This window comes from Streptomyces sp. NBC_01237 (assembly GCF_035917275.1).
In the GTDB taxonomy this organism is placed as follows: domain Bacteria; phylum Actinomycetota; class Actinomycetes; order Streptomycetales; family Streptomycetaceae; genus Streptomyces.
Window position 1 is genome coordinate 4745046 of the sequence record NZ_CP108508.1, and the last position, 26332, is coordinate 4771377.

General features: G+C 71.1%; 25 protein-coding genes, 2 tRNA genes and 1 other RNA gene. 22 read left to right on the top strand and 6 right to left on the bottom strand.

Annotation, left to right across the window (positions count from 1 at the left end):
* Nucleotides 1–40 precede the first annotated feature (40 nt).
* The 16 genes from OG251_RS20950 to OG251_RS21025 all read left to right on the top strand — a co-directional run bounded on the left by OG251_RS20950 (nucleotide 41) and on the right by OG251_RS21025 (nucleotide 13030).
* Nucleotides 41–1993, top strand: coding sequence for a hypothetical protein (locus tag OG251_RS20950; RefSeq protein ID WP_326678624.1), 1953 nt, complete (start codon nucleotides 41–43; stop codon nucleotides 1991–1993).
* A gap of 516 nt (nucleotides 1994–2509) precedes the next feature.
* On the top strand, nucleotides 2510–2842 hold the full coding sequence (locus tag OG251_RS20955) for an RRQRL motif-containing zinc-binding protein (RefSeq protein ID WP_326681339.1): 333 nt from the start codon (nucleotides 2510–2512) through the stop codon (nucleotides 2840–2842).
* Between the two features lie 9 nt (nucleotides 2843–2851).
* Nucleotides 2852–3022, top strand: a complete 171-nt coding sequence (locus tag OG251_RS20960) for a hypothetical protein (RefSeq protein ID WP_326678625.1) — start codon at nucleotides 2852–2854, stop codon at nucleotides 3020–3022.
* Between the two features lie 98 nt (nucleotides 3023–3120).
* Entirely contained in the window at nucleotides 3121–3486 is a 366-nt protein-coding gene (locus tag OG251_RS20965; protein ID WP_326678626.1) for a DUF6251 family protein, read from the top strand.
* A gap of 79 nt (nucleotides 3487–3565) precedes the next feature.
* On the top strand, nucleotides 3566–3742 hold the full coding sequence (locus tag OG251_RS20970) for a hypothetical protein (RefSeq protein WP_326678627.1): 177 nt from the start codon (nucleotides 3566–3568) through the stop codon (nucleotides 3740–3742).
* A 33-nt stretch (nucleotides 3743–3775) separates the two neighbouring features.
* Nucleotides 3776–3991 (top strand): hypothetical protein, encoded by a 216-nt coding sequence (locus OG251_RS20975; protein WP_326678628.1) that lies wholly within the window; start codon nucleotides 3776–3778, stop codon nucleotides 3989–3991.
* Nucleotides 3992–4075: 84 nt separating this feature from the next.
* Entirely contained in the window at nucleotides 4076–4396 is a 321-nt protein-coding gene (locus tag OG251_RS20980; protein ID WP_326678629.1) for a hypothetical protein, read from the top strand.
* An 83-nt stretch (nucleotides 4397–4479) separates the two neighbouring features.
* The gene (locus tag OG251_RS20985) at nucleotides 4480–4953 is read left to right on the top strand and encodes an NUDIX hydrolase (RefSeq protein ID WP_326678630.1); all 474 of its coding nucleotides are present in this window, start codon (nucleotides 4480–4482) and stop codon (nucleotides 4951–4953) included.
* A gap of 40 nt (nucleotides 4954–4993) precedes the next feature.
* On the top strand, nucleotides 4994–7105 hold the full coding sequence (locus tag OG251_RS20990; protein ID WP_326678631.1) for an FtsK/SpoIIIE domain-containing protein: 2112 nt from the start codon (nucleotides 4994–4996) through the stop codon (nucleotides 7103–7105).
* A gap of 287 nt (nucleotides 7106–7392) precedes the next feature.
* The gene (locus tag OG251_RS20995) at nucleotides 7393–7542 is read left to right on the top strand and encodes a hypothetical protein (protein WP_326678632.1); all 150 of its coding nucleotides are present in this window, start codon (nucleotides 7393–7395) and stop codon (nucleotides 7540–7542) included.
* Nucleotides 7543–7595: 53 nt separating this feature from the next.
* Complete coding sequence (locus OG251_RS21000; protein WP_326678633.1) at nucleotides 7596–7883, top strand: hypothetical protein; 288 nt, start codon at nucleotides 7596–7598, stop codon at nucleotides 7881–7883.
* A 91-nt stretch (nucleotides 7884–7974) separates the two neighbouring features.
* Entirely contained in the window at nucleotides 7975–8703 is a 729-nt protein-coding gene (locus OG251_RS21005; protein ID WP_326678634.1) for a DNA methylase, read from the top strand.
* Entirely contained in the window at nucleotides 8700–9527 is an 828-nt protein-coding gene (locus OG251_RS21010) for a bifunctional DNA primase/polymerase (protein WP_326678635.1), read from the top strand. Before OG251_RS21005 ends, OG251_RS21010 begins: the two co-directional genes overlap by 4 nt.
* 1 nt (nucleotide 9528) lies before the next feature.
* Nucleotides 9529–11001 carry an ATP-binding protein gene (locus OG251_RS21015; protein ID WP_326678636.1) on the top strand — a complete coding sequence of 491 codons (1473 nt, stop codon included), beginning with the start codon at nucleotides 9529–9531 and terminating at the stop codon, nucleotides 10999–11001.
* Nucleotides 11002–11449: 448 nt separating this feature from the next.
* Complete coding sequence (locus tag OG251_RS21020) at nucleotides 11450–11677, top strand: excisionase family DNA-binding protein (protein WP_326678637.1); 228 nt, start codon at nucleotides 11450–11452, stop codon at nucleotides 11675–11677.
* 75 nt (nucleotides 11678–11752) lie between these two features.
* Nucleotides 11753–13030: a tyrosine-type recombinase/integrase gene (locus OG251_RS21025; RefSeq protein WP_326678638.1), complete on the top strand. Its 1278-nt coding sequence runs from the start codon at nucleotides 11753–11755 to the stop codon at nucleotides 13028–13030.
* A gap of 64 nt (nucleotides 13031–13094) precedes the next feature.
* Here the strand turns inward: OG251_RS21025 and OG251_RS21030 are convergent.
* Nucleotides 13095–13182, bottom strand: a tRNA-Ser gene (locus OG251_RS21030).
* 132 nt (nucleotides 13183–13314) lie between these two features.
* Between OG251_RS21030 and ffs the strand changes: the two genes are divergently transcribed.
* From ffs to OG251_RS21060, 6 genes are all read left to right on the top strand, one after another.
* Nucleotides 13315–13413, top strand: an RNA gene (gene ffs / locus OG251_RS21035) — signal recognition particle sRNA small type.
* 75 nt (nucleotides 13414–13488) lie between these two features.
* Nucleotides 13489–15723: a DNA polymerase III subunit gamma and tau gene (locus OG251_RS21040; RefSeq protein ID WP_326678639.1), complete on the top strand. Its 2235-nt coding sequence runs from the start codon at nucleotides 13489–13491 to the stop codon at nucleotides 15721–15723.
* Nucleotides 15724–15969: 246 nt separating this feature from the next.
* A complete protein-coding gene (gene purD, locus OG251_RS21045) occupies nucleotides 15970–17220 on the top strand; it encodes a phosphoribosylamine--glycine ligase (protein ID WP_326678640.1) in 1251 nt (416 codons plus the stop codon).
* 297 nt (nucleotides 17221–17517) lie between these two features.
* A complete protein-coding gene (locus tag OG251_RS21050) occupies nucleotides 17518–19236 on the top strand; it encodes a hypothetical protein (protein WP_326678641.1) in 1719 nt (572 codons plus the stop codon).
* A gap of 521 nt (nucleotides 19237–19757) precedes the next feature.
* The gene (locus tag OG251_RS21055; RefSeq protein ID WP_326678642.1) at nucleotides 19758–21221 is read left to right on the top strand and encodes a N,N-dimethylformamidase beta subunit family domain-containing protein; all 1464 of its coding nucleotides are present in this window, start codon (nucleotides 19758–19760) and stop codon (nucleotides 21219–21221) included.
* 193 nt (nucleotides 21222–21414) lie between these two features.
* Entirely contained in the window at nucleotides 21415–22326 is a 912-nt protein-coding gene (locus OG251_RS21060; protein ID WP_326678643.1) for a phosphoribosylaminoimidazolesuccinocarboxamide synthase, read from the top strand.
* Nucleotides 22327–22394: 68 nt separating this feature from the next.
* On the opposite strand, the gene OG251_RS21065 is transcribed toward OG251_RS21060, so the two are convergent.
* From OG251_RS21065 to OG251_RS21085, 5 genes are all read right to left on the bottom strand, one after another.
* Nucleotides 22395–22470 (bottom strand) — tRNA-Gly (locus OG251_RS21065).
* A 22-nt stretch (nucleotides 22471–22492) separates the two neighbouring features.
* Nucleotides 22493–23113 (bottom strand): response regulator transcription factor, encoded by a 621-nt coding sequence (locus OG251_RS21070; RefSeq protein ID WP_073722112.1) that lies wholly within the window; start codon nucleotides 23111–23113, stop codon nucleotides 22493–22495.
* Nucleotides 23110–24480, bottom strand: a complete 1371-nt coding sequence (locus tag OG251_RS21075) for a sensor histidine kinase (protein ID WP_326678644.1) — start codon at nucleotides 24478–24480, stop codon at nucleotides 23110–23112. Before OG251_RS21075 ends, OG251_RS21070 begins: the two co-directional genes overlap by 4 nt.
* A gap of 16 nt (nucleotides 24481–24496) precedes the next feature.
* Nucleotides 24497–25270, bottom strand: coding sequence for an ABC transporter permease (locus tag OG251_RS21080; RefSeq protein ID WP_326678645.1), 774 nt, complete (start codon nucleotides 25268–25270; stop codon nucleotides 24497–24499).
* Nucleotides 25267–26262 carry an ABC transporter ATP-binding protein gene (locus tag OG251_RS21085; RefSeq protein WP_326678646.1) on the bottom strand — a complete coding sequence of 332 codons (996 nt, stop codon included), beginning with the start codon at nucleotides 26260–26262 and terminating at the stop codon, nucleotides 25267–25269. Before OG251_RS21085 ends, OG251_RS21080 begins: the two co-directional genes overlap by 4 nt.
* Nucleotides 26263–26332: the final 70 nt, after the last annotated feature.

A 26332-nucleotide genomic window follows, 5' to 3' on the forward strand; every position in this document is an offset into this window, starting at 1 on the left:
TTCGATGCACTGGCGTCAGCGGGTTCTCCGGTTCCCCGAGTTGCCCATCCCGGACGGCCACTGGCGGCCCTTGGCTCTAGAGCCACAGGCGCCGCTGGTCTGTGACGACCAACGGATCTGCCCGGCACAGGTGCGCGGCCAGATATCCTGGCCGGCGCCGCCGCGGGCACTGAGGGTTGAGCACGCCCAGCGGATCAGGGACCGGGACTTTCCGGAACTACCAGCCCTGGGCGCCGTCATCGCGCAAATGGCGGCGGAGCGGAACCTGAGCGACGCCTGGGAAAGGCTCGCCCTCCACATGGCCCGTCTCGCACTCGCCGTCCGGGAGGCCGACCAGGTCCTGGTGAGCGAACAGGACATTGCCCAACTGCCGCAGTTACGCGGGCCCGTGGTGGAGATCTTCCGTCGCGCGGGTCTGCTTCGGCGCCGTCCGAACCAGTGGCATCTCGCACTTCACCCCCAACCCTCGGCGGTCAGCTGCGGGCACTGCCTGTCCTGGTCAGGAACCGCCGCGAAACTGTGCTCCGCCTGCAAGAACTGGCGACGCTCCAGCCAGAGGGGCCCTTGCCGACGCTGCCACCGGACGCTTCCGCTCTCCCTGGGACGCTGCCGTCGATGCCGCGTCGTCGAACTGGAGCAGACGCTGGCCGACGCCCCGGTCCCTGACCAGCTGTGGTTCGGCGGCGACATCGACCTCTACGTCAACAAGACCGGCCGCGAACTCAACAACGCGCGAGACCGGCAGGCTCAACAGCACCGGGCAGAGCTTCGCTACTGGCCCCGGCACCTGATCGACGCCAACCAGCTCGAAATCTTTCCGGCACCGGAGAGGAACTGGAAGGCCATCGCGAACCCGGGCCTGCTGAGGCTCAGCGAACCGGCGCAGGAGGTCGTCAGCGAGCTCGACCGGCTCGCCCGCGACCAGGCATGGTCGAGCGCCACCCGCAAGAAGAGCCTTCGCACTCTGCGGGTTCTCCTGGCCTGGCTCGGCGCCGCAACCGCGATCCCCGAGCGTGATGTCGTGGGCGTCGGTGATCTCTCACCGCACTACAACACTGTCCGGGTCGCCGGATTCCTGCAGACCAAGGGCATGCTGGCGTTCGACTCGGACGCCGTCGGCACTCACGAGGCTTCGGTTCGCCGATGGGTGGACCAGGCACCGGCCCAGTTCCAGGCTGATCTCCACACCTGGATAGCCGTGCTCCGGGGCCACGGCAAACGTCCCTCCCCGCCCATGCGCTGGGGCACGATCCGCGGATACGTCCTTCACGTCGTGTCCGTCCTCAGCACCTGGGAGCATCTCGCCTCGCTGGGCGAAGTGACCGAGCAGGAAGTGAAGACAGCGGCCGTCAACTATTCGGTCTTCACCTCACTACGCTCCTTGTTCCGGGCCCTGCGACGCGAGCGCCGAGTCTTCCGCGACCCAGCCAGAAACGTACATCTCACTACCCCGGTCAGAGTCCCCAGGCCGATCCCGGCGGACCGCCTCAAAGGTCTGCTCAACCTGGCAGGCGGCGCGAAAGACCGGCTCGCGCTGGTTTTGATGGCTGTCTACGCGGTCCGCCCCAAGCAAGTCGCCGAGATCCTCCTCGACGACCTCGACCGGTCCACGGGACGCTTGCGAATCCGCAGGCCAAACCGACTCGATCACGTGATCTGCCTTGACGAGTTCGCTCTGCGACTCGTCAAGGAATGGCTGGCTGAACGTCACCACCGGTGGCCCCTGAGCACCAATCCCTACCTGATCGTCAGCCCTCTCACCGCACTGCACATCGATCGTCCGGCCGTCGGCATCGCCAATTTCTCATCGCTCCGCGACCGCATCGGCATCAACTTCACTCAGCTCCGACAGGACCGGTTTCTCGACGAAGCCCGAGAAACCGCCGACCCGGTCCGGCTGATGCGCCTGTTCGGGATCACCTCGCACACAGCGATCCACTACGTCCGCACGGCTTACCCCGAGCGCTTCACCATCGACCCCACCCAGGCGTGAAGGGGCACTTCCTGCCCTGCTCAGCCGCTGTTCAAGGCAGTGAGCACGTGATCCAACTCATTCGGCATCACAGCAACAAGAAGAGCGCCTTCGGGAGAGCTGCACTCGACGATTCTGGACCTACCGTTGATCTTCATCGACTCACGCCATGACGGTGACCGCAAGCTGACCTGCCGCAGCCCCTCCGGGAGGGACACTGCCGCACCGGCTTTGGTCCGTGGCTCCCAGCCCATTCCAGAGGGGCCTACCAACAGTCGCCCCCGCAGCCACCGCCCTTCAAGCGAAGGATGGCGGAGCAGGCAGGGAATCTTGATCACATTTCCCTGAGCGGCACTCTCTGCCCGCTGCTTCACTCTGCGGCGGAGCAACCACGCCGTCAGTCCTGCCGCTGCCAGGACAACCACCAGTTCGATCACTAGAGCATTCAAGCAGCGCAGAACCTGAGTGCCCAGCCCTTCCAACGCCCGCCATTCCAGCGGGTTCACTTCCAGTCGACCTTCAGAATCTGCGAACCCGCTGGTTTCCGACTACCGGTGGCGCATGGCCCCGGACGGCTACGCGACCCGCCGCCAGCTCCGGGCCATGGGCCTGCGGCCCGGAGGACAGGACGTCGTCGCCGAACTCCAGCGCCCACGGCGCCGCCGGGGCCCGCTGATCGCGTACCTGTACCGCATCGACCGGGCCAAGCCCGTACGACCCATGACCCCCGCCCGCACAGCGGCACTTGCCAAAGCCATGCGGGCCCGTCGGACCTGCCCCAACTGCCGCACCGACGTGGGGTATTGCATCCCGCCGACGCTCGGCATGTGCGTCCCCTGCGCCACCCCCGAAGACCAGCACACCACCTAGGAGAACCCCATGTTCGGCAAGAAGAAGACCGCCGCAGACTCCGAGGCCGCACTCCAGGCCGAATCCGAGAAGAACGACCGCCGCCGCGCCGAGCAGGCCAAGTGGGTGACGTGCGGAGCAGGCCACATCCAGTACGCCGGGCGCGGACGCGGGTGCCACGTACCCGGCTGCCGCGGCTGACCCACCACACCACAGCCCCGGACACACCGTGACGGCGCCGGATCGAATCCGGCCCGGGGCACTCCCCGCACACCTGACCAGCCCGAGGAAGGACCGGCATGGACCAGCTCCCCGCCCACCGGCCGCTGACCGTCGTGCAGCTCCCGGACGGCACATACGGCTACACCGCCGCACCTCACCTGCCCGCGCAGCAGGCCCCGCCGCAGCCGATCGTGCAGCACATCCACCAGGCACCGCCGGACCGCACGGTGCAGCGCATCGCGCTGGGCTCCGGGGCCGGTGCCGGAGCGGTCGCGGCCGGCGTCTACTTCGGTCCCCTCCTCGTCGGGGTGCTGACCGCCATCGCCGCGAACCTCGCGATCCTCGCCCTGCTCGCCGCCGTCGCGACCTGGGGCGTCGTCACCGTCGTGAAGTCGGTCGGCAGCACCGAGAGCACACCCGCCCGCAGGTCGCGCCGCCGCTGACGTGCCCCCGTCCGTCCGGTCTTGTACCGGGCGGGCGGAGGACCGGAAAGACCGGCCCTGCCCGCGAAAGGACCACATCGTGGCTCGCTCCTACGTCCGCATCGACCCGTACGCCAAGTACGTCGGCTTCCAGTTCTCCTGCTCGTGCGGCGCCACCTCGCTCCCGAGGAAGACCGACGCCGCCGCCGAGCGGGACCGCAAGGCCCACATGGCCCGCGCGCACCGCCCGCTGTTCCCCGACCGGATCCGTTTCTGACCGGTCCCTGACCGTAGGGAGGAGCCCAACGCCATGAGCAACCACACGAAGACGGCGGGGCCGTTCGCGTCGGGTGACCGGGTGCGGATCGTGTCCTGCGAGGACGACCCCCGCGCCGCCGGCCGCACCGGTCGGATCATCGACGCGGTCCCGCCCGGCCCGCTGACCGGGGGCCGGTGGACAGTCCACCGGATCAGCCCCCTGATCGGCCCCGTCCTGTGCCACACCCACGAACTGCGGCCTGCCTGACAGCTGCCCGTCGCCCCCGAACACCACGTGGTTCGGGGGCGGTTGGGGAGCCGGACAGTCCGGCCCGCATCTGGGAGGCACGTCATGGAGAGCTACACCCCCGCCGAGAAGCGCGAGCGCAACCGCCTCTTCCGCAAGGGAGCCCGCCAGGCACTGGCCGACTGCGTCGACCCGCGCCTTGAGCACCGCATCCAGGAGATCGACCGCAGCGCCGCCGAGCGCGGCGCCCGTGAGCTTCAGGCCCTGCACAACGTGCAGGAGCAGGCCCGCAACGACCTCGCCCGCGCCAAGGCCACCGAGCGCACCACGCCCCGCGCCGAGCGGGCTGCCGCGAAGCAGGCCCGTAAGGACGTCGAGAAGCGTGTACGCCTCGCCGAGCGGGCCGTGAGCCGCGCCGAGAGCTGACCGGGTGCGGCCGACCCCGGCCAAGGAAACCGGCCGCCCCCTTCACCCTTCCCGTTCCATCAAGCAGGAGAGGCACGTTCATCATGACCGAGCTGGTCGAGAATATCCGCTACACCGCCGACGTCGTGTGCATCCGGGGCAGCGAAGTGCTGCTCATCGAGCGGGGCTGGGACCCGCACAAGGGTGCTCTCGCGCTGCCCGGTGGTCACGTCGACCCCGGCGAGACCTCCCGCAACGCCGCCGCCCGCGAACTGCTGGAGGAGACCGGCGTTCACGTCGTCCCCGCCGACCTCGTGTTCGTCGGTGTGTGGGACGAGCCGAACCGCGACCCCCGAGGCCGGTACATCACCGCCGCCTACGCCGCCCTCGTCCCCGAGGACACCACCGCCCGCGCCGGGGACGACGCCGCCGCCGTCCAGTGGATGCCCCTGGACGCCCCCGGACCGCTGGCGTTCGACCACACGGAGATCGTCCGGGCCGCCGCGAAGCAGGCACGCAAGGACGTCGAGAAGCGCGTACGCCTCGCCGAGCGGGCCGTGAACCGCGCCGACCGCTGAGAACACCCCCTCTCTCTTTCTCAAGGATCAGGAGTGCACCGTGAGCGCCGAAAACGTAGTCCCCCTGTTCAAGGAACCTCCCGCCGCGCCTGCTCCGGAAGGCACGGCCCCTGCCTCTGCTCCTGCGCCGGACCGGGTGCGGGTGTTCCGCCGTACCGGGCGCACGGTGGTGCGTGCGGTACGGCACGAGCGGACGCAGTCCGTCGCCCGCGTCGCGGTGCGGCACGGCTCCTACGTGCTGGGCGGTACCCGGATCGTGGGCCGCCGGGCGTGGGACGGCCGGACCGGCGCCCGCTACGAGCGGATGCTCCGGGCCGCCGAGGCCGTGGGCAACTACGAGGTGGCCGGAGACTGGGAGGAGAGGTTGCACCGGTTCCGTGCCGACCGTCACAAGCGGCGGATGGACCTGCTCACCGCCCCGGAACGGGTCGTGAAGGGTGCTGCCGTCGGCGCGGCCGGCGGGGTCGGCACGCTGATCGTGATCGGTATCGCGCTGGCCGTCGCGAACAAGGACGCGGCCGATGTCGTCACCCCGCTCATGGCGTTCATCGACCTGATCCGGCTGCTGGTCGTCATCACCACGGTGGTGTGGGGGCCGCTGGTCGCCGCCGCCCCGTGGCTGGCTCTGGCCGGTGTATGGGCCGTCGGCCGCCACCGTGGAGCCGCACCCGCGTGGGCCCTGCCCACCGGCAGCCGCGGTGACGACGCGGGCGCCCCGATCACCCCGTCCATCGTCGTCACCGCCCTGCGGGACCTCGGTGTCGCCCCGCTGCGGGCCGCCATCAAGGAGATGGGCGATGCGGGCGCGGCGATGCTCGGCCCGATCCGGATCGCCGGATGCGGCGTCGAAGTCGACGTCACCCTGCCCTCCGGGGTCTCCACGAACGAGGTGCAGGGCAGGCGCCGCAAGCTGGCCGAGAACCTTGCCCGGCACGAGCACGAAGTGTTCATCACCATCCCCCAGGCTGCCCGCACCGTCCGGCTCTGGGTCGCCGACAGTGGCGCGCTGGACGAGCCGATCGGCCCGTCGCCGCTGACCACCGACGACACGATGACCGCCAACTACGCCAAGGGCCGCGCCCCCTGGGGCCAGGACCTGCGCGGGGACGCGGCGGCGATCAGCCTGTACCAGCGCCACTTGCTCATCACCGGCCTGTCGAACCAGGGCAAGACCGTCGCGCTGCGCTCGCTGGCCCTGTGGCTGGCGTTGGACAAGTCGGTGCAGTTCCTGATGGGCGACCTCAAGGGCGTCGGCGACTGGAACATGTTCGACGGGCTGGCGACCACCCTGATCCAGGGGCCGACGGACGACCACGTGATCCAGGTGACCGAGATGGTCGAAGGTGCCGTGGACGAGATGAACCGCCGACTCCAGGCACCGCCCGGCAGCGTGTTCCCCGCTCTGGTCGTGCTGGTGGATGAGGCGCAGGTCGCGTTCATGTGCCCGGTCAAGGACGACGAGAAGCGCCCGTACGGCGGCTCGAAGGCCAATTCCCGGTACTTCATGGCCGTCCGCAAGATCCACAACCAGGGGCGTGCGGTCAACGTCCTCATGTGGCAGGGCACCCAGGACCCCACCGATCAGAACCTCCCGAAGCTGGTCCGCGAAGGAGCCCACACGCGGGCATCACTCGCGCTGGGCACCGAGTCGCAGGCGCGCATGGCGCTCGGGGACAAGGCCGTCGACGGCGGCGCCGCGCCGAACCTCCTGCGCCCCGGCCTGGACAGGGGAACCCTGGTCGTCGCGTCCGACGGCATCGCCATCCCGGCCGGCCAGGCATCCATCACGGTGCGCACGCACTACATCGACGACGACGGAGCCGAAGCCATCACCGACCGCGCCAAGGCCATGCGCGACGGTGTCATCACCCTCCACGTCATCGGCCGCGGCGAAGAGCGGGACGCGCTCGCGGACATCGCGAGCGTCATCGGAGATACGAACCGGGTCTTCACTCAGGACGTGCTGCAGCGCCTCGCGATGCTGTCCAAGGACAGCTACGGAACCTGGACGCACGCCGACCTCAAGCGCGTGCTGGACGGCACCGGAGCCGAGCCCTACAAGTCCGACGGGCGCATGGTCATCGGCCGCGAACGTCTGGCCCGCGCACTCGCCAACCGGGACGGCGACGGTTCCGCTTCCGCCGCCGAGTAGAGGGAGGCGCACCCCTGGCCGGTCAGGGAGGCAGGGAGAACTCCCTGACCGCCTCCCTGACCCGCCTCCCTCTGCCTGACCTGCACAAATGATGTTCAGGGAGGCAGGGAGGCATCCCAGGCCAGAGCCCCGAAACCCCGCTCCGCGCGCTTGCCCGAGGGGGTGCTACCGCCTCCCTGGGTGAGTGAAAGGAGGGATTCCGCATGCTGCTCGACCAGCGCCCCGAATCCCGCCGCTTCCACAACTGACCGCCGCCGACACTCTGCCGGCAGACAGGAGGAGTGCGCATGAGTGACAGCCGAGGAAAGCCCACCACCGCCGGGCCCACGATGCCGTGCGGCAACGGCCCCGGCCGCTGGAACAAGGAGTCCGGCTCCCGCCCCTCGACCACCACGACCACGATCCCCCGCCGCCCCAGCGGCCCGAAAGCCTCATAGCTGAGGACGGCCCCGGCCAGGCCGGGGCCGTTTCGTCACCCAGAAGGAGACCCGTGACTGACACCGTCACCGTCAAGCTGCACGTCGAGGGAATGCCGGACTACACGTACAGGGCCAAGCGGACCCTGACCCCCGAGATCGTCCGGCTGACCTACCGGCTCGGCGACCTCGACCCTGTCAACGGCATCCACCCCATTTATGCCCGGATTGAGGGCCCCGCCGTGGACGGCCCCTACGACGTCGACCGCCAGACCGAGGTCATCTACCGGAGCCACCCACAGCACTGGCCCACATGGCTCATCGCGCTCGGCGCCGAGCACTGCCCGCAGCGCCGCGGCTGACCCACGCACAACCGAGGGCGGCCCCTCATCCGACCAAGAGCCGGGGCCGCCCTCGTCCAGCACAACTCAACAGTGGACTGGAGATACCAGCATGACTCAACACGTCCCGATCCGAAGCGTATTCGGTCACCGGCCCCGCTTACTGGATCTGTTCTCCTGCGCCGGCGGCGCAGCGATGGGGTACCACCGGGCGGGGTTCGAGGTGACCGGCGTCGACATCGCCGACCGCCCGAACTACCCCTTCACGTTCGTGAGGGCCGATGCCCTCGACCACCTCGCCGCCCTCATCACGTCCGGGGACATCGCCCGGTACGCGGCGGTGCACGCGTCCCCGCCGTGCCAGGCCGGATGCGCCCTCACCGTGGGCACCAACGCCTCACGCGGCTGGGGCCGCACCCACGTCCAGCTCATCCCCGACCTCCGGGCGCTCCTGGACGCCACGGGGCTGCCGTACGTCATCGAGCAGCCCAACGGGAAAGCCCCCGTCCGGGCCGATCTGCGGCTGTGCGGGGAGATGTTCGGGCTCGGCGTCCTGAGGCACAGGGTGTTCGAGCTGGGTGGCGGCTGGAGCGTCCCTCAGCCCGAACACCGGCCGCACCGGGGATACGTGCGGGGCTATCGGCACGGCGTCTACCGCGACGGCCCGTACGTCGCCGCGTACGGCGCCGGCGGCGGCAAGGCCACCGTGCCGGAGATGCAGACCGCCATGGGCATCACCTGGACCGACGTCCGCGAGGAACTGACCGAGGCCATTCCCCCCGCCTACACCGAGCGGATCGGCTCCGCGTTCCTGACCCGCGTTGCGGAGGTGGCCGCGTGAACGCCCTCCTGATCACCGCCCTGGACCTGGCCTCTCGTGCCGTGCCGGTCCTGCCCTTGCGGGCGGGGAAGCTGCCCTTCGGGAACTGTGCCACCTGCCGGGACAACGCGTGTGGCGGCCGGCCGAACATGAAGTCCGCCGGGCCCTGCGGCTGCCCGGCACCGTGCCACGCGTGGGCCGCCGCCACCACCGACCCCGCCGTTGTGGCCTCACCCGTGTGGGGGACTGCGTGGGAGCGGGCGGGGGCGGTAGCGTACTGCCCCGGCGGAGCCGGGGTCACCGTCGTGGACCTCGACACCGCCGCCGCGGTCGCCTGGGCCCGCCGGTCGCTGCCCGCCACCCGCACCGTGCCCACAACGCGGGGTGAACATTGGATCTACCGGGGCACGATGCCCTCCGCGAACGCCGTCCGTCCCAGTATCGACATCAAGTCCACGATGTCCTACGCCCGGTGGCTCGGACCCGGCACCGGCACCATGACCACCCTGCCCGACGCCGTACGCGACCTGACCGTCAAGGAGCCGTCGCCGGTCCGGCCCGTCACCGTGCCCGTGCCCACCGGGAACGGGTCGTGCCCCCACCGCACGCCCGCCTACCTGGACCGCGGCATCACGATGGCGGAGCAGCGCATCACCGAGGCGACCGGCGGCGTGCACGCGACCGTGTACCGCACGTTCCTCGCCGTGTTGTCCACGCACGCCCGGTGCGGCTGCCTCACCGGCTCCCACACGGAGCGGCTGTTCGCCGCCGCGCAGGCCAAGGGCGAGAGCCCCCGGCACTGCGCGAACGCCTGGGCCAACGCCCGTACGGCATTGGGGATGTGACATGTCCGAGGACGAGAAGACCCCGGCGCGTGAGGTCATCACCGAGTACGCGCAGTCGCACTTCCGGTACTTCCGCACCACCGAGGGCACCGTCTACGCCCAGCGGATCGGCCACCCCGTGGCCCGCCCCATCCGCTCCCAGGGCACCACCGGCAGCCACCGCCAGGAACTCATGGTCGACCTCTTCAACGACGGGGTCGGCGTCTTCAACGGAACCTCGCTGAAAGAGGCGTTGGACTTGATCGAAGCACTCGCACTGAGCCAGGACGTCCAGCCCACCCATATCCGTGTCGCCCCTGGGTTCGACGGGGCGACGTGGCTGGACCTGGGCCGCGACGACGGGCAGTCCGTCCGCATCCACCCCAACGGGTGGGACATCCTCATCCCCGACCCGCGCGAGGTGTGCTGGCGGCGCACCCAGCTCACCGGAGAACTCCCCCTGCCCGCACGGGACACCGAGGGCAAGGGCATCGACCGGCTGTTGCGGCTGACGAACTTCGCCACCGCCGAAACCGAGGCGCTGGCCCTGGCCTGGCTCATCGGCTGCCTCGGACCGAGTGTTCCGGTCCCGGCCCCGTTCCTCACCGGCCCCCAGGGCGCGGGCAAGTCCACGGCGGGCCGGATGCTGGTGCGGATCATCGAGGGTATGACCGGAGACCTTCGCCGGGCACCGAAAGATGAGGAAAACCTCATCACCGCCGTCGCCGCCGGATGGGTCACCGCCCTCGACAACCTGAGCCACCTGGCCCCGGACCTGTCCGACCTCATGTGCTGCATCGTCACCGGAGCCGAGTCCATCAAAAGGGCCCTCTTCAGCGACGGCGACGTCGTCCGCTCCCGCTACCGCCGCCCCCTCCTCCTCACCGGCATCGACGTCGGCGTCATCCGCCCCGACCTCGCCGAACGCCTCCTGCCCCTGCGTCTGGAACGCCCCAGCGTGCGGCGGACCGAGGCGGAACTGTGGCGGGAGTTCGATGAGGCCCTGCCGGTCATCCTCGGCTCTCTCCTCGACCTCACGGTCAAGGTCCGGGCGACCGAGGCCGACATCCCCAGCGACCTGCGTATGGCCGACTTCGCGCACCTGTGCGCGCAGATCGACGCCGCGACCGGCTTCGGCACGCTCCCCGCCTACCGCAGCAGCCTGGACGAGCTGAACGACGACGTCATCGAAGGCGACCTGCTCGCACAGACCGTCCTCAAGCACGCCGCCGGCCTCGCCCCCGGCACCGAGACGCGGATGACGTCCTCCGAGTGGCTGCACCTCCTCAGCGGCCTCTACAGCGGCGACGACTGCCGTCCCGTGCCCAAAGGGTGGCCCACGACCGGGAAAGTCCTCTCCGACCGCCTCAAGCGCCTTCAGCCCACCCTCGGCGCCCGAGGCGTCCTCATCGACTGGGGGCGCACCAAGGAAGGCCGGTTCATCGAAATGACCCGACGTCCGGCCCTGCCGACCCACGGGCAGCAGTCGTTCTGACCGGCACCGGAGACCGGGGCACGGGCAAGCAAGAGGAGCACCCCACCCAAACGGGGGGCGTGCTCCTCTTGCTGTTCGGCGGAACGCCGCCCGAGGGTCGCGCCGCGAAGCGGCTCCCCATTCACGCCGAGTCGCACCACAACACAACAGACACCCCCTCTCTTTTTTCTTAAGAAAGGGAAGGCTGCGTCACCCGCGTCACCAGAGGCCCTGAAACAGCCCCTGAACTGCTGCAACGGCGATGACGCAGAACGGCTTCGGCTGCGTCACCCCGCGTCACCTGCGTCACCCCATGACGCACGCCTGCGTCACCGATGACGCACTCCCAACCCCCTGCGTCATCACATAGCGGCAGGTCAGGGGCCAAGAGTGACGCGGATGACGTGGTGACGCAGAAATCACAGCCTCGGACACATCCGCCAGCACCTCACCGCCAAGGAGCGAGCCCGTGCACCGCATCCATGCAGCCGCATCCCATGCGGCAGACGACCCGACCCTGATCCTGCTCACCGTCGAAGAGGCCGCCCGCCGTCTCCGCGTCGGCCGAACCACATGCTTCGCCCTGATCCGCTCGGGCGCTCTGGAGTCGCTGACGATCGGCACCCTTCGCCGTGTCCCCGCCGACGCCCCGGCCGCGTACCTCGCACGCCGTCGAGCCCAGCAGCACGCCGCCTGAACCACCTCACACACGGGACGCCGCCCCTGCCGGGTGACGTCTCGTGCTCGCACCTGAAGTTGAAGGAGTCCGCCCGTGGCGGAGAAGAAGCGCACTCGTCGGGCGAACGGTGAAACAGCTGTCTACTTCGGCAAGGACGGCCGTTGGCACGCCCGGGTGCCGATGGGCTACAAGGACAATGGTGAGCCCTATCGCAGGCACATCACCCGTCCCTCCGAGGACGCCTTGGCCGAAGAGGTCAAGCGATTGGAGAAGCAGCGAGACCAGGGAACTGCGCAGCAGCCTGGCAAGCTGTGGACGGTTGAGAAGTGGTTGTGGCACTGGGTCGAGAACATCGCCAAGGACGTCGTCAGCGAGAACACCTACGACGGGTACGAAGTAGCAGTTCGCGTGCACCTCGTACCCGGCATCGGCAAACACCGCATCGACCGCCTGGAGCCGGAACACCTGGAGAGCCTGTACCGCCGAATGCAGAAGAGCGGCAGCAAGGCAGCCACTGCCCACCAGGCCCACCGGACCGCCCGTACTGCCTTCGGTGAGGCGGTGCGCCGTGGCCACGCCGCAAAGAACGCCGCCGCTCTGGCCAAGCCGCCACGGGTGGAGGAGCCGGAGGAGGAGATCGAGCCCTACTCGGTCGAGGAGGTGCAGAGCCTGTTGATCGAGGTGGACAAGCGCCGCAACAGCGCTCGGTGGATGCTGGCGCTGGCCCTCGGTCTACGGCAGGGGGAGACACTGGGGCTGCGCTGGGTCGATGTGGACCTGGACCACGAGTACCTGAAGCTGCGCCGGAACCGGCTGCGCCCGAAGTACGAGCACGGGTGCAAGGAGGCGACTCCCTGCGGCCGGAAGGCCGGGTACTGCCCGGACCGCAAGCAGGTGAGGCGCGAGACGAAGAACACCAAGTCGCGCGCCGGCCGTCGTGCGGTGCCTCTTCCGGGCCCCCTGGTCGTGATGCTGCGCAAGCACAAGGAGGTGCAGGCCCGGGAGCGCAAGACTGCAGGCAATCTGTGGACCGAATCGGACTACGTGTTCACGAAGCCGCTCGGTGGACCGCTCAGCCCGAACACGGACTACCACGACTGGAAGAGGCTGCTGGAGGACGCCGGGGTGCGTGACGCGCGGCTGCATGACGCCCGTCACACCGCTGCCACCGTCCTCATGCTGCTCAGCATTCCTGACCGCGTGATCGACCAGATCATGGGCTGGGAGGCAGGCACGTCCTCACGGATGCGCGCACGGTACCTGCACGTGCCCGACGCCATGCTGAAGGAGGTGGCGCAGAAGCTCGCGGACGCCATCTGGGGGCCCGCTCCGAGCGCCCCTGTGGACAAAGACCAGAACAACGAGGGCTGAGACAACGTCGAAGGCCCCCGCAGCAAGCTGCGGGGGCCTTCGACGTATTGCCCGGTGAGAGCAATGGCGGAGGATACGAGATTCGAACTCGTGAGGGGTTGCCCCCAACACGCTTTCCAAGCGTGCGCCCTAGGCCACTAGGCGAATCCTCCGCGGCAAACAATACAAGACGTTGAGGAGTGCTCGCGAACCTGTTCCCGCGGAGATCGTCCGGGGCGGTCCCGGAGCCGGGTGGCGGGGCCAGGTGGGTGGACCGGAGGGGGTGGGGATCCGCTAAGGTGGGCGTCAGCCCCTCACGTGGCGCTATCTGACTGAACTCCCCCAGGGCCGGAAGGCAGCAAGGGTAGGTTGGCTCTGGCGGGTGCGTGGGGGGCGCTTGCGTGTCCGGGGGGCTTTGTGCGGGCCGGGCGGAAGCGGTGCGGGGCCGGTTGTCGGTCCGTCCCGATAACCTCGTAGGTGTGTCGTCCCTTGCGCTGTACCGCCGCTATCGCCCCGAGTCGTTCGCCGAGGTCATCGGTCAGGAGCATGTCACTGACCCGCTGCAGCAGGCCCTGCGTAACAACCGGGTCAATCACGCGTACCTGTTCAGCGGGCCGCGCGGCTGCGGAAAGACGACCAGCGCACGCATCCTCGCCCGCTGTCTGAACTGCGAACAGGGGCCGACGCCCACTCCGTGCGGCGAGTGCCAGTCCTGCCAGGACCTCGCGCGCAACGGTCCGGGTTCCATCGATGTGATCGAGATCGACGCCGCTTCGCACGGTGGCGTGGACGACGCCCGTGATCTGCGCGAGAAGGCGTTCTTCGGACCCGCCTCCAGTCGTTACAAGATCTACATCATCGACGAGGCGCACATGGTCACCCCGGCGGGGTTCAACGCCCTGCTGAAGGTGGTCGAGGAGCCGCCGGAGCATCTGAAGTTCATCTTCGCGACCACCGAGCCCGAGAAGGTCATCGGCACGATCCGGTCGCGTACGCACCACTACCCGTTCCGGCTGGTCCCGCCGGGCACGCTGCGCGGATATCTCGCCGAGGTGTGCGCCAAGGAGAACAGCGCCGTCGAGGACGGGGTGCTGCCGCTGGTCGTGCGCGCCGGCGCGGGGTCCGTGCGTGACTCGATGTCCGTCATGGACCAGCTGCTGGCCGGCGCGGGCGACGACGGTGTGACATACGCCATGGCGACCTCGCTGCTCGGATACACGGACGGCTCCCTGCTCGACTCGGTCGTGGACGCCTTCGCGGCGGGCGACGGCGCCGCCGCCTTCGAGGTCGTGGACCGGGTGATCGAGGGAGGCAACGACCCGCGGCGCTTCGTCGCCGACCTGTTGGAGCGGCTGCGCGACCTGGTGATCCTGGCCGCCGTCCCCGACGCCGGGGACAAGGGACTCATCGACGCCCCCGCCGATGTGGTCGAGCGCATGCAGGCCCAGGCGTCGGTCTTCGGCGCCGCCGAGCTGAGCCGTGCCGCCGACCTGGTCAACGAGGGGCTCACCGAGATGCGCGGGGCGACCTCCCCGCGCCTTCAGGTGGAGCTGATCTGCGCCCGGGTCCTGCTGCCCGCCGCCTTCGACGACGAGCGTTCGCTCCAGGCCCGGCTGGACCGGCTGGAGCGCGGGGCGGCGTCCTTCACGGCCCCCGCCGCGGGTCCCGCCCTGGGATACGTACCGGGACCGGAGGCGCAGGCCCACGCCGCACCGCCCGCCCCGGCCGGACAGCCCGGTGGCGGGCCTGCCGCCGCCCGTGCGGCGGTACGGGGCGACGCGCCCATGGCCCCCGCCCCCGCAGCCCCGGCCCCCGCGCCGTTCGCGCCGCCCGTCGCGGCCGAGCCCCCGGCCCCCGCCGCACCGCCCGCCCAGCAGCCCCCGGCCCAGGCACCCGCGCCCGCCCAGCGCCCCGGTTCGTGGCCCGCTGCCGCCGGTACGGAACAGGCGCGACGCCCCGGGGGCTGGCCGACCGCCTCCGCGCCGGGCAGCACGCCGCCCCCGCAGACCGCCGCCCCGGCGCCCGCCCAGGCGGCCGCGCCCGCCGCCCAGGCTCCCTCGGCGCCCGCGCCGAGCCAGGGCATGGTGCAGGGTGCCGCCCAGGTCCGGAACATGTGGCCGGACATCCTGGAGGCGGTGAAGAACCGCCGCCGGTTCACCTGGATCCTGCTCAGCCAGAACGCCCAGGTCACCGGCTTCGACGGGACCACCCTGCAGATCGGTTTCCTCAACGCGGGCGCCCGCGACAACTTCGCGAGCAGCGGCAGCGAGGAAGTGCTGAAGCAGGCTCTCTCCGAGCACTTCAACGCCCAGTGGCGGGTCGAGGCCATCGTGGATTCCTCCGGTGGCGCGGGTCTGCCCCCGGACACCGGCGGCGGACGGCCCGCGGCCTCTTCGTACCAGCCCGCGCCCGCCGCCCCGCAGGCGTACGAGTCCCGGCCGGCCCCTGCTCAGCAGCAGCCCACACAGCCCCAGCAGTCCCCGCAGCCGTCGTCCGCTCCCGCCCCGCAGCCGCCCCAGCGCTCCCAGGGGCCCGGCGCGGAGCATGCGTCGTCCGGTTCCTACGGGTCGGAGCCCCCGCGTTCGGTGGCACCGGAGGACGACACCCCGGAGGCCGACGATCCGGATCTCGTCGACTCGGCGCTCTCCGGACACGACCTGATCGTCCGCGAGCTGGGCGCCACGGTCGTGGAGGAGTTCACCAACGAGCAGTGAGCCCGGTGCGTACGGAGACGTCGTACGTACGAGGTTGAGGTGCCCCCGCGCGACAGCGTCGTGCGCACGAGGTGAGGCGCCGCTTGTGCGCAGGCGCCGTGCGTACGGAGACGTCGTGCGTACGGAGTGAGGCGCCCCTGCGACGGCGTCGTGCGTACGAGGTGAGGCCGTGCGCACGGAGGCGTCGTGCGTCCACGGATCGGCGGCCGTCAAGCCCCCCGGCCCCCGGCGGTTAGGCTGCACCCCGTGAAGGTCCTCGTCATCGGCGGCGGCGCCCGCGAACACGCCCTGTGCCGCTCTCTCTCCCTCGACCCCGATGTCACCGCTCTGTACTGCGCTCCCGGCAACGCCGGCATCGCAGAGGTGGCCGAACTGCACCCGGTCGACGCGCTCGACGGCGACGCCGTCGCGCGCCTCGCCGGCGAACTGGGCGCCGAGCTGGTGGTCGTCGGCCCGGAGGCGCCCCTTGTCGCCGGGGTCGCCGACGCCGTGCGCGCGGCCGGTATCCCCTGCTTCGGCCCCTCCGCCGAGGCGGCCCGGCTCGAAGGCTCCAAGGCGTTCGCCAAGGACGTCATGGCCGGGGCGGGCGTTCCGACCGCCCGCAGCTACGTCTGCACCACCCCGGCCGAGATCGATGTGGCCCTCGACGCCTTCGGCGCCCCGTACGTCGTCAAGGACGACGGTCTCGCGGCGGGCAAGGGCGTCGTCGTCACCGACGACGTCGAGGCGGCCCGCGCCCACGCGCTGGCCTGCGACCGCGTGGTCATCGAGGAGTTCCTCGACGGCCCCGAGGTGAGCCTCTTCGCGATCACCGACGGCACCACCGTGCTGCCGCTCCAGCCCGCCCAGGACTTCAAGCGCGCCCTGGACGGCGACGAGGGCCCGAACACCGGTGGCATGGGCGCCTACTCCCCGCTCCCGTGGGCCGACCCCAAGCTGGTCGACGAGGTCATGGAGACCGTTCTCCAGCCGACCGTCGACGAGCTCCGCCGCCGTGGCACGCCTTTCTCCGGGCTGCTGTACGCGGGCCTCGCGATCACCTCGCGCGGCGTACGGGTCATCGAGTTCAACGCCCGCTTCGGCGACCCCGAGACCCAGGTGGTCCTGGCCCGTCTGAAGACCCCGCTGGCCGGCGTCCTGCTCGGTTCGGCCAACGGCACGCTCGACCTCGTCCCGCCGCTGAACTGGCGCGACGAGGCCGCGGTCACCGTGGTCATCGCCTCGCACAACTACCCGGACACCCCGCGCACCGGCGACCCGATCGACGGGCTCGCGGATGTCGCGGCGCAGGATGCCCCGCATGCGTACGTCCTGCACGCCGGGACCAGGACCGACGGCGACGCGATCGTGAGCGCGGGCGGCCGGGTGCTCTCCGTGACCGCGACCGGCAAGGACCTTGCCAAGGCCCGTGAGCGCGCCTACACCGCGCTGGGCCGGATCCGCCTGGACGGCTCCCAGCACCGCACGGACATCGCGCGGAAGGCCGCCGAGGGCTGATCCCGCCCGGTACCTCCATGAGCTGCGCGCCCTGTGTGCGCCGGTGCGTGCGGCGCACACGAGCCGCGCGCACCGGGAGACACCTGCCTCATAAGCGCCGATACGTCAGCAGCTTTGCCCAAAGCCATTCCATCGAGTGACGACTGAGCCATCCGGATGACGCCCGCCGAGGCCCCAACTAGGGTGCGGCGCAAGCGTTCCGGCACTTGGCCCACCGGCATTGCGATGTCGGTGACGGGTGCCACAGTGGGGGAGTGAGCAACACCGTCGCGGGGGCAGAGGGGGTGACTTCCGGCCGTGTCCGGTACCGATGTGGGTGAGGAGCTGGGGGCGCGGGCCGCGCGGGCCCGTGCACTCGCCCTGCTGCGGATCCGCAGCAGGGCTCTCGCCGTGGCGATCCTGCCGGCGGCCGTGGCCGTCGTGCTGTTCGCCGCGGGCGCGCAGGGCCATGCCGGCGGCGCGGGCTGGGACGCGGCGCGCTGGGCCGTGACCGGTGTGGCGGTCCTGGTGCTGGTGCTCGCCGCCGCGGTCGCGGTGGCCGTCGCACGGGCGAGGCCCGCGGTCAGCCCGACCGTCGCCGTGACGGAGGAAGCCGCCCCCGACCTCTATCGGCTGGTCCGGGATCTGGCCGACCGGCTCGATGTTCCGGCGCCCTCCGCCATAGCGCTGACCCCGGACTGCGACAGCTGGCTGGAGGACCGTACGCACCCCTCCGCCCAGCCGAAGCAGGGGAGGAAGCAGGGGGCGAAGCCGAAGCGGTCGGCCCGGGACTTCGCGGGCGAGCGGCGCCGTCGTCGGGTGCCGGCCGCACCCGTCCTGGTCATCGGCTCGCCCTTCCTGTGGTGGATGCGGGTCGCCGAACTGCGTGCCGTGCTCGCCCCGGTCGTCGCGGGCACGGCCCCGTCCGCACATCCCGACATAGCCGCCGCCCGCCGTTTCGTGCGGGGTCTGGACGCCGCGGTCGCCGACGCAGCCGCGACCGGCGCGGGTCCCGTGCGCAGGATTCCGCGCGCCTTCGTCGGCTGGATCGCCCGCCTGCTGCTGCGCGGCTGCCGCGGCCACGCGGCCGAGATGGAGCGCTGTGTCGCCGCCGCCGCCTCGATGCGTGCGCAGACCGTGGACTACGGGCTGCGCATCGTCGCCCAGGAGCAGGTCGGCCTCGCCTACGCGGGCTGGGACCGGCTGCTGACCCGGGTGGCGCTCCCCGCCTGGCGGATGGGGCGCTGGCCCTCCCGGCTGGACGCGGGCGTCGTCTCCGCGCTCACCGAGCTCTCCCGGCGCGACCGGCTGGCCGAGGGGTTCACCTCCCGGCTCGGTGAGCGGCCCGCCTGCGACCTCCTCGAAGAGCCCGGTACGGCCGACGAGGCGGCCTCGCTGCTGGCCGCCCGGCTCTTCCACGGCGGTCCGGCGGAGAGCGGCCCCGACTGGTCGCCGGTCGACTGGCAGCAGTATCCGGAGGAGGTCGTCGACCGGAAGTGGCGCACGGAGGCCGCCCGGCTGCACCGCGTTCTCGACTCCATGGGCGTGCCCCCGGCGCCCTCGGCCGATCCCGGGGTGCCCACCCTGGCCCGGGTCATGCAGCATCTCGCGGGGCCGGACGGCGCCGGTGAGGAGCTCGCGGCCGGGATCAGCGCCGAGGTGGCCCGCGAGGAGGCCGGAGCCCCGAAGCCCGCGACCGGCGCCTCGGCACAGCGCTCGTCGGGCGGTGGCCCGGACCCCCTCGACCTCTGGGGTCCCGACCCGCTTCCGCTCTTCCCGCTCCAGCCGCCCCGTACGGGTACGGAGCTGCTCGCCGACCACGTCGCGGCGATGGTCTGCTGCGCGGCCGTGGACACGGCCGGGGCGGCGCCGGGCCTCGACTGGCTGGACGGCCCCGCCCTGCTGGTCGACGGTGAACGGCGGGCGGACCTGGTCACCCCCGTCCTCACCCTCGTGGAGGACGGCGACGCGGAGCCCCTGCGGTCCTGGCTCATGGATCTGGGCGTGCGCTGCGACAAGCCGGTACGCCTGGTCTGAGCGCCACGCCGGCCCACCGCCGGGTCGGCTCCGGCGCCGGCTCACCGCCGCCCTACCGCAGGCCCACCGCCACCGCAGGCCCGACAGCGCCACCGTCGCCCACCCCCGGCCCACCGTCGGCCCGGCTCCGGCTCCGGTGTGCGCGGGCCCCTCGTGCGGCCGGTAACCGGCCCCTCGCGAGGATCCGCCGGTTGTGCGCGGGCGGCCGTACGCGGGGGTCGTGCGCCCCAATAGCCCGTGCGCCCCCATGCCCGTACGAAGGTCCTGTCCCGGCCGTCCGCAGGCCCACCCGGAGCTGCCTCTTCGCCCGCCGGAACCCGCCCTTCAGGCCCCACTCCGGCCACCCCGTCCACGCATCACTGCGGCCCCAATATCCGGAAGATTAGGTTCCGTTCACGTCAATTCGCGACGAACGGTGACGGACCGCATGCGTTATGTGATGTGCTGGGGATCGACGCTGACATCAAGCCACTAAATTGGCGCGCCAAAGATGTCCGTGGGCCTTCAGGGAGGGGAGCGGTATGGGGGCGGAGCAGATTCGCCGATGGGAATCGGGTGCCCTCGCGCACGCCGTGAGCGACCCCTTCGGGCAGGGCCCGCTGCCCTGGCTGCGCGGCAGCGAGAACTATTTCGACGACACCGGTCAGGTCGTCCCCTGGTACGCCGACCCGGACCTCGGCCGCGGCGGGGCGGGCGGCGGGACCCGGCCGTCCGACGATGTGCGCAGGCAGATCAAGGGCTTCGTCTCACCCAGTGCCGCCGCCCCCGGTGGGGCCATCGACTTCCACATCACCGTGGACCCGCCCCAGCAGTTCTCTGTCGACGTCTACCGGATCGGCCACTACGCGGGTGACGGAGCCGCCAAGATCACGACGAGCCCCCGGCTCTCCGGCATCGTCCAGCCCGCCCCGCTGGCCGCCGACCGCACGGTCTCCTGCCACCACTGGTGGATGTCCTGGCGGCTGCAGATCCCCAGCTACTGGTCGGTCGGCGCGTACGTCGCCGTTCTGACCACCGTCGACGGGTACCGCTCCCACATCCCGTTCACGATCCGCGACGACCGCCCCGCCGACCTGCTGCTCCTGCTCCCGGACATCACGTGGCAGGCGTACAACCTCTACCCCGAGGACGGCCGCACCGGCGCCAGCCTCTACCACGCCTGGGACGAACAGGGGCGGCTGCTCGGCGAGGAGGACGCCGCCGCCACGATCTCCTTCGACCGGCCGTTCGCGGGCGCAGGACTGCCCCTCCACGTCGGGCACGCCTACGACTTCATCCGCTGGGCCGAGCGGTACGGCTACGACCTCGCCTACGCGGACGCCCGCGATCTGCACGCGGGCCGCGTCGACCCCAGCCGCTACCGGGGCCTGATCTTCCCCGGCCACGACGAGTACTGGTCGCTGCCCATGCGGCGCACCACCGAGCGCGCCCGGGACACCGGCACCTCGCTCGTCTTCCTGTCGGCCAACACCATGTACTGGCAGGTCGGCCTCGCCCCGTCCGCGTCCGGGGTCCCCGACCGCCTCCTCACCTGCCGCAAGCGCCGCGGCCCCGGGAAACCGGCGCTGTGGCGCGAAATCGACCGGCCCGAGCAGCAGCTCCTCGGCATCCAGTACGCGGGCCGGGTCCCCGAAGCCCGCCCCCTGATCGTGCGGAACGCGGAGCACTGGCTCTGGGACTCCACCGGCGCCAACGAGGGGGACGAGCTCGACGGCATGGTCGCGGGCGAGGCCGACCGCTACTTCCCGCGCACCAGCCTCCCCGAGCACGACAACCGCATCCTGCTCGCCCACTCCCCGTACCAGGACTCCGAGGGAACCACCCGCCACCAGGAGACCTCCCTGTACCGGGCCCCGTCCGGCGCGCTCGTCTTCGCCTCCGGCACCTTCGCCTGGTCCCCGGCGCTGGACCGCCCCGGCCATGTGGACGCCCGGATCCAGCGCGCCACGGCCAACCTGCTCGACCGGATCTGCAAGCGCGACTGACCGGATCGGCAGCCGCGACCGACCGGATCTGCAAGCGCGACCGACCGGATCGGTAGCCACGACCGGCCGGATCGGCGAGCGCGGCTGACCTTTCCGGGGCGGACCTCGCGCATCGGGCGGCCCCGCGGCCGTATCCGACTCCGGTATACGGGACAATCGGAACCGCTCCTGGATCAACCTACGCGGAGGCAGCGTGTCCGGTTTCGTAGAAAAGCCCGAGCCCGTGCAGGTCCCGGGCCTCACCCACCTGCATACCGGCAAGGTGCGTGACCTGTACCGGAACGAGGCGGGTGACCTCGTCATGGTCGCCAGCGACCGTATCTCCGCGTACGACTGGGTCCTGCCCACCGAGATCCCCGACAAGGGCCGCGTCCTCACCCGGCTCTCGCTCTGGTGGTTCGACCAGCTCGCCGACCTCGTGCCCAACCATGTGCTGTCCACCGAGCTGCCCGCGGGCGCTCCGGCGGACTGGGCGGGCCGCACCCTGGTCTGCACGTCGCTGCGGATGGTCCAGGTCGAGTGTGTGGCCCGCGGCTATCTGACCGGTTCGGGGCTCGTCGAGTACAACGAGAGCCGTACGGTCTGCGGCATCGGCCTTCCCGAGGGTCTGGTCGACGGGTCCGAGCTCCCGGGACCGATCTTCACCCCCGCCACCAAGGCGGCCGTCGGCGACCACGACGAGAACGTGAGCTACGAGGCGGTCGCCCGTGAGGTCGGCGTCGAGACGGCCGCCCTGCTGCGCCGGACGACCCTGGATGTCTACCGCAGGGCCCGCGACATCGCGCACGAGCGCGGGATCATCCTCGCCGACACGAAGTTCGAGTTCGGTTTCGCGTCCACGGCGGACGGCGGCGAGAGGCTGATCATCGCGGACGAGGTGCTGACCCCGGACTCCTCGCGCTTCTGGCCCGCCGCCACCTGGGAGCCCGGCCATGCCCAGCCCTCGTACGACAAGCAGTTCGTCCGGGACTGGCTGACCTCCCCGGCCTCCGGCTGGGACCGCAGGAGCGAGCAGCCGCCCCCGGCGCTGCCCCAGGAGATCGTCGACGCGACGCGCGCCAAGTACATCGAGGCGTACGAGCTGCTGACCGGTTCCAACTGGTAGCACCGCACGGCGGTAAGACGGGTGGAACGCAAGAAGGCCCCGGTCCTGAGGACCGGGGCCTTCTTCCATGGAGCGAACGACGAGGTTCGAACTCGCGACCTCAACCTTGGCAAGGTTGCGCTCTACCAGCTGAGCTACGTTCGCAGGCGCCGAAGCGCGATGCCTACTATACCCATCCCCGCTCGCGTGCGAGCCGCACTGCCGTATGACGGTTTTCCGCACCGATCTTCGTGACGGCGGATGACAGGTAGTTCCGTACGGTTCCCTGCGACAGCGAAGCCCGTTCCGCGATCTCCGCGACCGGCGCTCCGTCCGCCGCGAGCTCCAGCACCTCGGCCTCCCGGGCGGTCAGCGGGGAGTCCCCGGCGGCGATGGCGTCGGCGGCCAACTCCGGGTCCACATAACGGTTTCCGTGGTGCACGCTGCGGATGATCTCGGCCAGCTTGCGGGCGCTCACGGTCTTCGGCACGAAGCCCCGCACGCCCGCCGCCAGTGCCCGCTTCAGGTGTCCCGGACGCCCGTGGCTCGTCACGATCATGGTCCGGCAGCCGGGCAGCGCGGACCGCAGCGATGTGGCGACGTTCACACCGTCCGCACCCGGCATCTCCAGATCGAGGACCGCTACATCGGGCCGGTGGGCCAGCGCCATGGCGAGCGCCTCGGGACCGGTCGCCGCCTCCGCGACCACGACCAGATCGTCCTCCAGGGCCAGCAGCGCGGCCAGCGCACCCCGGATCAGATGCTCGTCGTCGGCGAGCAGGACCCGTACGGGCGGTGCGGATGTCATCGTTCCTCCGTGAGGGCACGGTCGTGACCGTCGGGGTCCTCGCCGCGCAGCCCCGGCGACGAAGAAGGCTGCGACGAAGAGGGAGACGACGAAGACGACGAAGAAGGCTGCGACGACGAGGGCGACGAGGGTGAGCGCGACGAAGAGGGCGTCCCCGGCACCGACGCGGTCAGCCGGAACAGGCCGCCGCCCACCGGCCCCGCCTCCAGCGAACCGCCCAGCGCGGCGAGCCGTTCCCGCAGCCCGGCGAGACCGGAGCCGCCGCTCGGGGGAGCTGCCCCGTCCGGCACGCCGTCGTTCTCCACGACCAGCACACCGGTGCCCCCGGCGTTCGCGAGCCGGATCGTGCAGCGTCGTGGATCACCGTGCCGCAGCACATTGGTCGCGGCCTCCCGGACGACCCAGCCGAGCGCCGCCTGTACGGGCGGGGCGAGCCGGCCACCGCTCCTGTCCTCGATGTCGCACGCGATCCCGGCGGCCCGCAACACCCCCTGCGCACCGGCCAGTTCCGTACGGAGGTCGGCCTCGCGGTAGCCGCGTACGACATCGCGCACCTCCTGCTGCGAGGTGCGGGCGATGCGCTGGACCTCGACCATCTGGTCCATGGCGGCGGGATTGCCGCGCTGGGCCAGTTCCACCGCCAGCTCGCTCTTCAGCGCGATCACCGCCAGATTCCGGCCCAGCACATCGTGCATGTCGCGGCCGAACCGCAGCCGCTCCTCGGCGACCGCGAGCCGTGTCTCCATGTCCTGGGCGTCGCGGAGTTTCGCCATCACTCCCAAGGACCACGCGGACAGCCGTACGGTGACGGCGATCAGACCGCTGGCGAGGGCCGACCCGAGCATCGTGCCAAGCACGAACGAGCTGTCCCCGCCGGCCAGGGCGACGCCGCCGCTCAGGGCCAGGGACATCGCCACCTGGAAGGCGACGGACGCCCACAGCGGCACGAGGAGGACGAAGGGGGTCAGGAACGGCACCACCGAGGCGCCGAGGGCCAGCCCCAGCTCGGGGAACCGGTCCGCTCCGGTGTACGAGCACAGGATCAGCAGTCCGGCCGCGTTCGCGGCCATCAGGACGAATCCGAGACCGGTCAACCGCCGGTCGACGGTGCGCCGGCCGAGGTAGCCCTCGACCGCGCGGGAGGCCAGCGAGGTGCCGCAGAACCCCTGGGCGATCGCGGTCAGTACCGTTCCGGCGATCAGCGGGGCGGGGGCGCCGGAGTCCCGCACCGGGCGCGTCACCGTCAGCAGGGACTGGGACAGGACCGTCATCCACACCAGGGAGTACAGCGTGCCGCGGGTGTAGAGATCGATCTTGTCGAAGCCGCTGCGGCTGTGCCAGCCCCGCATCTTCGTCCTCAGCCACATGGCACAGCCCTCCTTCTCACCGTCGTGGGTCCCAACGGAACCACCGCTGCACAGCAAACACCGCGAACCCGGTCCAGGCCAGCGCGGTCACGGTCGCCATGAGCAGGTCGCCGCCCCCGGCGCCGCCGAGCCAGCCGTGCCGTACGAGAGTCATCACCCCGGTCACCGGCAGCAGCTCGCACACCGAGGCGATCCGGTCCGGGAAGATCTCCAGCGGGATGAAGAGCCCCGATCCCAGCATCGAGACGAAGAACAGCGGCAGCGTGGTGAGCTGCGAGCTCTGCACCGTACGGGTCATGGCCGCGGTGGCCGCCGCCAGCGCGGTCATCAGGAGGAAGCCCAGCAGCAGCCCGGCGACGAGCAGCGCGGGCCGCCGGGGCGCCCCCAGGTCGAAGGCGAGGGTGCCGACCACGACCATCAGTACGCACTGGGCGACCGCCAGCAGCACGGAGGGCAGGGCGGTCCCGGTCAGGATCTCCCGGTCGGAGACCTCGCCCGTGCGCAGCCGCTTCAGGACCAGTTCCTCGCGCCGGGCCACGTACGCCGAGACGAGGTTCATGTAGACGACCTGGATCAGCACCATCCCGATGCCGCCGGTCAGGGCCGCCCCGGTAACGGTCAGCCCGGTGCCGCCGAGGTCGATCCGGTCCAGCGAGGACTTCATCGCGAAGATCATCAGCAGCGGCATCAGCAGCGCGATGAAGACGGCCGTGCGGTTGCGCAGGAGGAGGGTCAGTTCGGCCCGCCCGAGCGCGTTCAGCCGCCTCGCGGCGGTCGAGGTCGTCGTCACGCCGCCACCCGCTCCTTCTCCGGGTGCGCGGCCCGGGTGTGCTGGGCCTTCGCGATGTCGAGGAACGCCTCTTCGAGGGAGGCGGAACGGGCATCAAGGCCGAGCAGCTGAACACCGGACTCCCTTGCCCAGCGCAGGAGTTCGTCAAGGGATTCCTGGAGTGCGGGGGTGCGGATCTCGATCCGCTGTCCCTCCGCCGCCGCCCGCAGCGAGAGCGGCAGGCGCGCGGCGGGTACGCCGGCGGGCAGCTCGAACCGGATCCGGGCCGGCTGCCGGGCCGTGACCTCGGCGGTCGTCCCCGTGGTCACGATCCGCCCCTGGTGCATGATCGCCAGCCGGTCGGCGAGCGATTCGGCCTCTTCCAGGTAGTGCGTGGTCAGCAGCACGGTGGTGCCGCTGTCGCGCAGCGCCCGGACGAGATCCCAGGTGTCGCGCCGCCCCTCGGCGTCGAGCCCGGTCGTCGGCTCGTCCAGGAAGAGCACCTCGGGCCGCGAGGTCAGGGCCAGCGCCAGGTCGAGACGGCGCTTCTCGCCGCCGGACAGCTGCTTGACCCGCACCCGGGTCCGCGCGGACAGGCCCACGAGGTCCAGGACCTCACCGGCGGGCCGGGCGCCACTGGTGCAGGCCGACCACATCCGTACGGTCTCGGCGACCGTCAGATCGGACGGGAAGCCGCCTTCCTGGAGCATCACCCCGGTCCGGGGGCGCACGGCGGCGCGTTCGCGGTACGGGTCGTGGCCGAGCACGCGCACGGTTCCGCTGTCGGGGCCGGCCAGGCCCTCCAACAGCTCGACGGTGGAGGTCTTGCCTGCGCCGTTCGTCCCGAGCAGGGCGAACAGTTCGCCACGCGCCACCGAGAAGGAGATACCGGAGACCGCCTCGAAGCCGCCCGCGTAGCTGCGCCGGACGTCGGACGCCTCGATCACGGCGCCCTGCCCGGAGTCACGGCCGTGGTCCCGTCCGCTGTCGCTGAGAATGTCGTCTCTGGTCATGACACCAGACTTCCGCCGGATCGGGGCCGGGAGCAGTGCGCACTGTCATCACTGCTCATGACAAACGTCA